At 31.8% G+C, this 9,678-nt stretch carries 8 protein-coding genes; all 8 read right to left on the reverse strand.

Annotated elements, in window-relative coordinates; translation table 11 throughout:
* Positions 1–118: 118 nt before the first annotated feature.
* Positions 119–1,153 carry a TIGR01177 family methyltransferase gene (locus tag VW161_RS03280; protein ID WP_304086493.1) on the reverse strand — a complete coding sequence of 345 codons (1,035 nt, stop codon included), beginning with the start codon at positions 1,151–1,153 and terminating at the stop codon, positions 119–121.
* Positions 1,154–1,242: 89 nt separating this feature from the next.
* Complete coding sequence (locus VW161_RS03285; protein WP_304086491.1) at positions 1,243–2,478, reverse strand: geranylgeranyl reductase family protein; 1,236 nt, start codon at positions 2,476–2,478, stop codon at positions 1,243–1,245.
* Positions 2,479–2,610: 132 nt separating this feature from the next.
* Positions 2,611–4,386 carry a PH domain-containing protein gene (locus tag VW161_RS03290; RefSeq protein WP_325192700.1) on the reverse strand — a complete coding sequence of 592 codons (1,776 nt, stop codon included), beginning with the start codon at positions 4,384–4,386 and terminating at the stop codon, positions 2,611–2,613.
* Between the two features lie 261 nt (positions 4,387–4,647).
* A complete protein-coding gene (pan, locus tag VW161_RS03295) occupies positions 4,648–5,922 on the reverse strand; it encodes a proteasome-activating nucleotidase (protein WP_304086485.1) in 1,275 nt (424 codons plus the stop codon).
* Positions 5,923–6,243: 321 nt separating this feature from the next.
* The gene (locus VW161_RS03300) at positions 6,244–6,747 is read right to left on the reverse strand and encodes a multiprotein bridging factor aMBF1 (RefSeq protein WP_296856809.1); all 504 of its coding nucleotides are present in this window, start codon (positions 6,745–6,747) and stop codon (positions 6,244–6,246) included.
* Between the two features lie 207 nt (positions 6,748–6,954).
* Entirely contained in the window at positions 6,955–7,347 is a 393-nt protein-coding gene (locus VW161_RS03305) for a DUF356 domain-containing protein (RefSeq protein WP_304086481.1), read from the reverse strand.
* A gap of 321 nt (positions 7,348–7,668) precedes the next feature.
* Positions 7,669–8,895 carry a hypothetical protein gene (locus VW161_RS03310; RefSeq protein ID WP_304086581.1) on the reverse strand — a complete coding sequence of 409 codons (1,227 nt, stop codon included), beginning with the start codon at positions 8,893–8,895 and terminating at the stop codon, positions 7,669–7,671.
* A gap of 59 nt (positions 8,896–8,954) precedes the next feature.
* Complete coding sequence (locus VW161_RS03315; RefSeq protein WP_304104755.1) at positions 8,955–9,452, reverse strand: hypothetical protein; 498 nt, start codon at positions 9,450–9,452, stop codon at positions 8,955–8,957.
* Between the last annotated feature and the right edge of the window lie 226 nt (positions 9,453–9,678).

Genomic DNA, 9,678 nt, shown 5'->3' on the forward strand with positions numbered 1-9,678 from the left:
TAAAAAATAATTAAAAAAATAATTTAAAAAATAAGAAAAATAGAATAAAATAAAAGATGTTTACTATTAAACATACATCGTAAACTAAAAATTAAATAAAAAAATAAAATAATTAAATTTAATGAATTTTAGCTATCACAGAAATGATACGAGTTAAACTTCTATGCATTTTAATCTCATACCTTTCCAATAATTCGAACCCTACATCATTGAGCAGTGAATCGATATCCAATGTATGTGGACTAGCCATGACTAAAAGTGCATCTTTCTTCATACTGTGTTCGATTGATTGTAGGAATTCACTGAATATTCCAGAAGTGCCTTCACCACAGGTAGTTGTGGAAATACCATATGGGGGATCTGTAACAACTGCATCAACCTCTTCATACATTTCAAGCTCACGGACATCAACAACATGAGTCTTATAGTCAGTGACCCCAGCATATTCCAAATTGGTTGCAGTTCCCTTTTTCATTTTCCAATCAATGTCACAGCCAATTACCTTACAACCTATAAGACCTGCTTCAATAAGGATTCCTCCAGTACCACAGAAAGGATCAAGCACAGTGTCTCCTTCCTTGACTCTAGCTAAATTAGCCATGCATCTAGCAAGTTTAGGACTCATGCAACCGGGATGGAAGAAAGGTCTCTTATGAGGTTTCATCTCTTCAAAATACTTCTTATTGAGCTGATACTTACCGAAACATAAATAGACATTACTATGATGAGCCACAACTCTAATGAATGATTTTGGATTTGATAAGTTTACTGAAATATTCTCTGTATTTGATAAGATCAAATGTCCCACTCTTCTTTCAGTACCTACTGTATCTATGTCAGTACTGAATCTTTTCACTCTAACAGCAAAGTTCTCATCAACATATTCTGACCAGTCAATAGCTTTGACAGCACTGTCCAAAACCTCATAATCACATTCATCTATCAATTGATGAACCTCATGAGTGTAACCTAACCTTTTAACAAAGATTCTGTAGTAATCATCAAAAACATCTTCACCAAGATTTCTTAAGATAACCAATCCTGGACAAACTATTTCCATTTCTGTCTCTATTTCCTCAATTTCCAAAACTGCTCTAAGTTCAGCCAATGGTAGTTTGTCATGTTCCTGTGATAAGATTAACAATAAATCCATTTTTTATCTCCAATTTTTTAAATCAATAATAAGTATTTCAATTAAGCATATTCATTAATTTTTAAATCAAATAATCATTTTATTAATCATTATACTAACCAGATTTTAGCCAATTCCCTTTTATGAATAGCTGGCAATAATGATAGAACCAAACCTCTTTTCAAGAATTCCTTAACAAGTATTGATTGATTATCCATATCTCCATATTCAGATATCAATTTATCGGCTTCTTTCTCCTTTAGCTTTTCAAAGAAATAGTCCAAATCATCATCTGACAATGTGCATAATGTTTTTTGAACCTTAAACTGATAGGAAAATTCCTTTATGAATCTTTCTTCAAAATCATCTTGATAAGATTTGAGACAATCCTGTAATATCTTCTTGTCATCATGAGTCTCCTTTTCAAGGTTTAGAGAATTGAAATCTTCTGAATCTAAAACTTTGAGAATTGTTTTTTTAGCCATTCCAACTGCTTCAAAACCTATTAAAAGACCGCCACCAGTAGTTGGCTTAATCTGTGAAGCAGCATCGCCAATTATCAAAGCCCTATTTTTAAACAATTTATTTTCCTTATTGTAAATAGGGATTTTACCCTTATACTTTTCAATTATTTCATAATTTTCATATTGGAAGTCATTCATTAGGAACTCATTTAAGATTTCATTTTGTCTTTTATAATCATTATTTGAAAACAATCCAATCCTAAATATATTTTCACTTACTGGAATCTGCCATATGAATCCGGGGAATAAATCTCCATAGGCATATAAGTCTACAAAGGACATCTGATTGTTGTCCTCTTCAATTTTAACTAAATATTGGCTTGCACAATAATAATCGAAATCATTTCCAAATGCTGAAGAAACAATTGAAAGAGGTCCATCTGCACCTACAATAATCTTGGATTTGATGCTTTTTTCAGTTGATTCATTTTGGAATGTGACTTTTCCTTCCACATCATCAATAGCTACAACTTTAGAGGACAAATAAGAATGGGCACCGTTTTCAATAGCTCTTTTGTAAAGGAATTGATCTAAAGCAACCCTATCGATTATCAATGCTTGGTCTTCCTCTTTAGAAACGCTTAAACTATGATTCTTACTGTGTAAAAAAGCACCTTTAACATTATTTAATATTAATTCATCTGGAAATTGATTGACATCCAAAACTCTTTTATTGATTATGCCTGCACATTGCAAGGGCAAACCTATTACTTTCTTTTTATCTATTAGGCAGACTTTAATATTCTCTTTAGCCAATTCATAAGCCAAGGTAGAACCAATAGGACCTGCTCCAATGATAGTGACATCATAATCAAAACTCATAGTTAACCCACATATTGAAATAAAAGAGCTTAAGAAAAAGCTAAAAATTAAATAAATTAAAAATATTAAAATAAAAAATTGATAATAATTTAAAAATTAAAAATAATTAAAAAATTATTTTCAATATAAAAATTATCTCCTGAATTTTCTGGAATGCTTTTCAAAGAGATCATCGGAAGTCTTCTTCTTTTTATCATTTCCAGATTCTGCATCAGATTCATCCATATATTGATTATAATCATCATAATGGGAGCCAGAATTACGTCCAGATTTTTTTCTGGATTCTCTAGGACTCATATACTTATAATCTATCTCACCATCACCAGAGTATGGCCTTGTATGATTTGCATCATAATGAGAATTGGATCTGTAATTCTGATTTCTTGAATTCGAATGCCTATAATTCTCATTTTGCCTATAATCCCTTTGATTGAAGCTTTCATGACGATTATCATAATGATTAGGATTATTATGACCATCTCTTAAAGGCATGGATTCCGGATATCTGTGGAAATTAGCATTATGCCTATCTGAGTAATCATCATAATATCTGTCGTCATAGCCGTCATAATTCATATCATAACTTCTACCAGGTCCTTTATCATAAGCTCTGTCATATCTTCTATCATATTCTCTAGAGCCGGAGACAGGATTATAATCATCTCTAAAGCGATTATCATTAGATGGCTTGAATTTAAGATTATCTCCCATGTCATGCATTGCTTGATTTATAGTGGTGTCAAACTCTGCATCAGAGATATCTTCATAATAATCATCCTTTTCATCATTACTGCTTGAAAAAGGATTGAATCTGGAAAGACCTTTGGATTTCTTTTCTACCTTTGGAGGCTCTTCGTTATAATCTCCATACGGATTACCTCCTTGGATACGATCATCATAATCCCTTTGTGCATCTAAATTGTTTTGATGGAATTCCTCATAATTATTTGCAAAGTATTTATCAGGATTTCTTGAATAAGAGTCTTTAATAGCTCCAGAATACTGATGATGATGTGAATCAGGCTTTCTTCTTGAATCATATTGATTATTGTAATTTTCTATAGGAGCTCTGCTTTCCCTATAGTTCCTATCTCTTGAATAATCATCATAACCATAGCCGCCAAAATCATTAGGACTATTATAATCATTATAATAATGATCATTGGAGCCATAAGGAGTATTATAATTTGAGTTATAATTTGGATTGTTTCTAGATTGTTTAGCTTGACGCCTTATTTCTCTAAGCTGCCTTTTACGCTCTTTAGCATCAACCAATTCCAAATCATCCAAATCTTCCATACGCATATAATGGCCAGGTTCCTGATTTGGCCTAATTGGATTGAAATTGGAATTAAAATCATCATAACCATTCTGATATCTCAAATGGGTTCCTCTTATATTCTCAAATATGATATCTTCAATCTTTTTAGGGCTGGAAACATCCTTCAATTCCAAATCCTTTCCATCATAAGCACTGTATAATGTGATAGTGCCTACTGAAAATATTTTTCCAAGAAGACTTTGGGAACGACTAACATCCTGAATAGTGTTGAAAGGCATGTAGTTTTTCTTTTGCAAGAGAATACCCTTTTCAACAATCACTCTGCTTTCAGTAATTGTATACTTGATTGAAGTCCAGATTAAAAGCTTCAATATGATGTATAATAATACAATCATGATTAAGATAAACACAGCTATTGCAAAATAGCGAGTCATTGGAACTTTAGTTGATTCAATCAAATAGACATTCATGTTCCCAATGTATTGAATACCAGCAGAATACAAGAAAAATAAAAATCCTAACACAAACATTGATATTAAAATTCCTTTTGAATAGACAAAAATATTAGGTTGTGCTTCGTATAATATTTTCTCATGAAAGTCTTCTTTTTTATCTTTACCAAACATTAGTTTATATTTATAAATTTTATTTTAAATATAGTTTATGTAAAAGAATAGGTTAAAATTGAATAAAACAAGACAAAATAATGTAAATTAACTTAAAAAAAGTGAAAAAATTAAAAAAATAAGAATAAAATGGCCTCAGATCGCCCATCATTCATCACGTATCAGAGCTCATAGGGTTCATCACAGGCCATTAATGATTATAAAATATAAAAAATAGAATAAAAGAGATAAAAAATAAAAAAATGAAAAGTAAGTTCGAAATTATCCGAACATTACTCCACCATTGTCATCTAATTGAGCTTCTTTATTTTTACCTAAGATCTTGTTGATAGCATCCTCAAAGTCTGCCATAATGATATGGTCTCTTTCTTCACGGATAGCAAACATACCTGCTTCTGTACAGATAGCCTTTAAGTCTGCACCAGCAAATCCTTCTGTAAGAGCGACTATATCATTAAGATCAATGTCAGAAGCCAAATTCATTTTCTTGGTGTGGATTTTGAGAATTTCAAGTCTTCCTTCTTCATTTGGAGCTGGAACTTCAATGAATCTGTCGAATCTTCCAGGTCTGAGCAATGCTGGGTCTAAGATATCAGGTCTGTTGGTAGCGCCAATGATACCAATATCTCCACGGGATTCGAAACCATCCAATTCTGCAAGCAATTGCATGAGAGTTCTTTGAACTTCCCTGTCTCCACTGGTGGAACTTTTAAGTCTTTGTGCTGCCACTGCATCAAGCTCGTCAATGAAGATGATACTTGGTGCCTTTTCCTTAGCAAGCTCAAACACTTCTCTAACCATTCTTGCTCCTTCACCAATGTATTTCTTAACGAATTCAGAAGCAACAACCTTAATGAATGTTGCATTGGTTTCGTTAGCCACTGCCTTTGCAAGCAAGGTCTTACCAGTTCCTGGAGGACCGTACAATAGAATACCTTTAGGTGGGTCAATACCAACCTTTTCAAATAATTCAGGATGTTTTAAAGGTAATTCCACTGTTTCCTTAACTTCAATGATTTGATCATCCAAACCACCAATCACATCATAGGTAACATCAGGTTTGGTGTCAATTTCCATACCGGAAACATTTGCGTCCTTTTCAGAAGGCAATACTTCAACAACACCAAAGGTCTGTTGATTTAAAGCTACTCTTGAACCTGGTTTCAATAATTTTTCATCCAAGAACTTTGAATAGTTAATAAGGAAACTTGGTCCAGTACTGCTTTTTACAGTCAATCTGGAATCATCGATGACTTCAGTAATGGTAGCCAATATAAGTGGAGGTGATCTGAATCTTTCAACTTCACCTCTTAATGATTTTAACTCTCTTTCTAAACGTATCTTTTCATTTTCAGTTAGAATCTTGTCTTTTTCAAGCTTTCTAACTTTCCACATGAGATTACGTTTGGTTTTTGTATTTTCTGCCTTTAGCAAGTCAAGTTCTTTTTGAAGTTCTTCAACGGTTTTAGGCTCATCTACTTCATCAATTTTAGTAGGGCTTGAGATATTTTGAACTTCATTTGGAGAATCTTCCATAATATACTCCTCCTTTAAATTAGTTATTATCAATATAAATTTTAAATTTAGTTTTCAAATGCACTAATTAATTTCATATCATATTTTTACAACAATTTTACATATTTTAAGATAGATTTGAGATTATAATAATTGTTATATATTATAATTCTATTTAAATCTAAATATTCGTAGATTATAAAATAATTTATACATAGTAATATATAAAGTTTTTCTTAATTTTAGTAAGAAAAATAATTTCATAAAAAATCCATAGGGCAAATAGATAAAAAATAGAATGAGAAATCATGAAAAAATGAAATTGAAAATATTGTAAAAGGACTATTTCCTTTTGATCTTTACAATACTTCCTAATGTATTTGGACCTGATGCAGAACTTTTAAATGATTCCAAATCCATTTCATCATATTTTTCAATAATGGTAATGCCCAAAGTCTTTTCGAACTTTTTAGCTAATTTAATGTCAGGTTCCATCTTTCCTGATTCTATCCTATTGATTACTGAAACCTTTTCATACATCTTAGCGCCTAATTCTTCTCTAGTCCAACCTTTAGATTCTCTAGCTTTTCTGATTAATACATTATAATCTTCAACAAGCTCATCCATAGGTTCTTCTCTGCGTCTTCTTTGAACATTCTGCTTGTTTGCTTGAGGTCTTTGAGGATTTCCCTTTTTGTTTCTTGAAACAAATTTTCTCTCAAGAGGAGTGTCCTTTTGAACTCTTCCGAATTTAGAACATTCCTTGCAAACTTCTAAAACTGAACCATCTATTTTTGTTCTTATAGGTCTGCCTTCTATAGGTTTACCACATATTTCACAATTCATGTTTAAATATATGATTTTTGAATTATATAATACTTTTTAATTAAATCTAATAAGGTATTTACCAAGTTAACTGAAAAACAGGAATATATGTGAAAAATAGATAAAATAGGGGAAAATAGACATTGAAAAGGGATTAGAAAATAAATAAAATAGAAATAGCTATAAAATAGTGGAAAAATATTAAAAAAAGTAAAGGATTAAACTAATCTATTCAGTTTTATTAACCTTATAATCCTTCATTTGAGTTGATTGCTTTTTGCCAGAGTAATATCCTCTGAATACTTTTGCATCATTTAGGGATTTATTCAATTCCTTATAGTCATCATAATCATTGCTGATAACAACAATATGAGCAGGAGGATGGATCTTTTTGATTTGAACAATTGCAGTTGCAGTGTCTTCCTTTATACGAAATGCAGTAGCCACTTTTGATTTGGTTCTTAATGGAGCCTTTAAAATGTTTTCTACAATCTTATCCGCATATTTCGCATCAATCTTTTTAGGTTTTGTAGTTAAGTTTAAATTTGCATGTCTTTCAACATCTGCAATTGCATTAAGAATTTTTGAGTTGTTTTCTCCTCTAATCAATACCAAAGCCATGTTATCCCTAATATAATATAATATAATAAAAAAAATGATTTACATTATTTAAAAATCTATATATTAGTTTTATATTTTTTTATTTAAATATATTACTATAAAAAACTAATTAAACTTGAAAATAAACAAGAATATTAAAAATATTGAATAAAAACTAACAAATATGTAAAAAAATTGAATAATAAATAATTTAAATCAAATAAATAAAAAAATAGATAAAAAACGATAGAATTACTGAACAATAAATTATAAAAATAGAATAAAAGAATAATGAAAGAAAAATAAAAAATAAAAAAAAAGAAAATTGGTTAAAAACCAATTTTAGGATACACGGTCTCTGAATGATTTCAATAATCTTGTTCTGAATACAACCAAGACTATTAAAACAAAACCGATTGCTGTTTGAATAGAACCTAAAATAGTAAGCACTATGGAATTGATAGGTAAATGCCATGCAGGAGAAGTTCTACCATTAGGCAATGGATTATAGTATACACCTACAGCACGGACATCAGGCTTAACGTTTAAATCGCTAGGTTCCACATAATCTACACCAACGATAAGCCCGTTATTGATACCCTTATTGATCGATCCGGCTATTGTCGATGCATTATAACCATACTTCTTGACTGATGCTTTCACTACCTCACGGGTAATGTCAGACAAACCGGCTTTTTCACTTCCGTAAACAGAAACGGAAACAGCATCCTTGGATATTGTAATCTCATTAATCAAAACATCTGTAGCGGAACGTACTTCCAGTTCATGATTACAGATTGGACAGACATTATAGTTTTCTGCATCAGGGTATCCAGTAGCCCAACCACAGTCTAGACATACTTTAGAGTAATTTTCATCCATAGGATAACCTGTGGTGTTTACTTCTTTCGGTACGAACATGTCTCCAGTACTGATTAATGATACAAGGTTCACTGCACCCCCACCATATTTCTCACCAGAGTCTCTAGCTACTTCTTCCATAACTTTTCCGACGATATAGGTAGCAGGATATCCATCCCTAATCATTTTTCCTATGTTTACTGCAGTTTCTCTACGTACACGGTCTGCAGTACCCATCTTAGGGTTACCTTGACTGTTCCTTAAGTGAATGATAGCTCCTTTAGAGCCTTGAGGTAATTGCACTACACCACCTTCATGGTGAGTGATCCTAACTGTTCCATCATTATCCACTACAACAAGGTATGCGTTATAGTCTCCGCCAATAGCAGCACCCATTGAAGGTCCACCGACAACAAGACGAATCCCATCGAAACCACTTGCTAAAGCGGCAGCAGCTGCTGGGCTTGAACCATGTTGCATAGCTCCAAGTGCATCAATAATCGCATAGTTCCTTTCTGTACCGTTACCTTCCCCCCCGGAAAGCATTGCGTATCCATCATTCTTTGACATGATGAATGAAGATTGGAACATGTTGTTTGCAAATGACATACTTCCTGCAGCAGCACCATTTGGGTCTTCACCACTAGGATCAGTAATAACAATTACGTTACAAGTAGCTGAAGCAGCAGCGATTACTGTAAAGAGCATTAAAACTAAAAATACTAAACCTATGATTTTACTAGACTTTTTACTCAAATTTTAACCTCCTATCCAGCAATACTATAATTATAAACACTTGTTGATTTTTCTAGATTTGAACTATCACTAGAAGTAGTTTTATTATCTGTAATGTTAATGGTTGAGAAATCTTCAATAACAGTTACAGTAACAATACCAGTATCTCTGTTCACAGTAACATCCGCACCAGCAATAGGAGCTATTTTAGTACCTGGGATTGTTGATCTTCGAACAAATTTCTCTGCATTTGCCTCGGCCTCAGTCACGGGCAGCTCCCGTATTGATGTCTTAAGGATATCTCCATCAATATAACTGCCTTCTCTTAAACCAGAGTTCTGAACATTATAACGAATACTGTCAATAGGAACTATATCATTTCCTTTAACGATGATACCTGCAATAGGCACACCTTCAGCGACTTCAGCAGAGGATGCATATGCTACATAGATAATCAATCTACCACAAACAATTAAGATAAAAGCTAATAATAGAATTATTAAAGTATCTCTCCTAATTTTTAAAAACATAACATGCCTCTATAAATATAAATTAAGTTATAAAAACTTTTTAAACAAATTATAATTAATTAAAATTATCATATTAACTCTACGATTCGACAGAATCGCAAATAAAGTATAATATAAGTATTTATTTAATTTACATATTATTAATAGTTAACTATAAAAAGAGTTTGAGAATAATAAAAAGAGTTAAAATAAGTCAATATAAGAAAATAAAATAGAAAATAAAATA

The sequence above is a fragment of the Methanobrevibacter ruminantium genome (assembly GCF_016294135.1).
GTDB classification, from domain to species: Archaea; Methanobacteriota; Methanobacteria; order Methanobacteriales; family Methanobacteriaceae; genus Methanobrevibacter; species Methanobrevibacter ruminantium_A.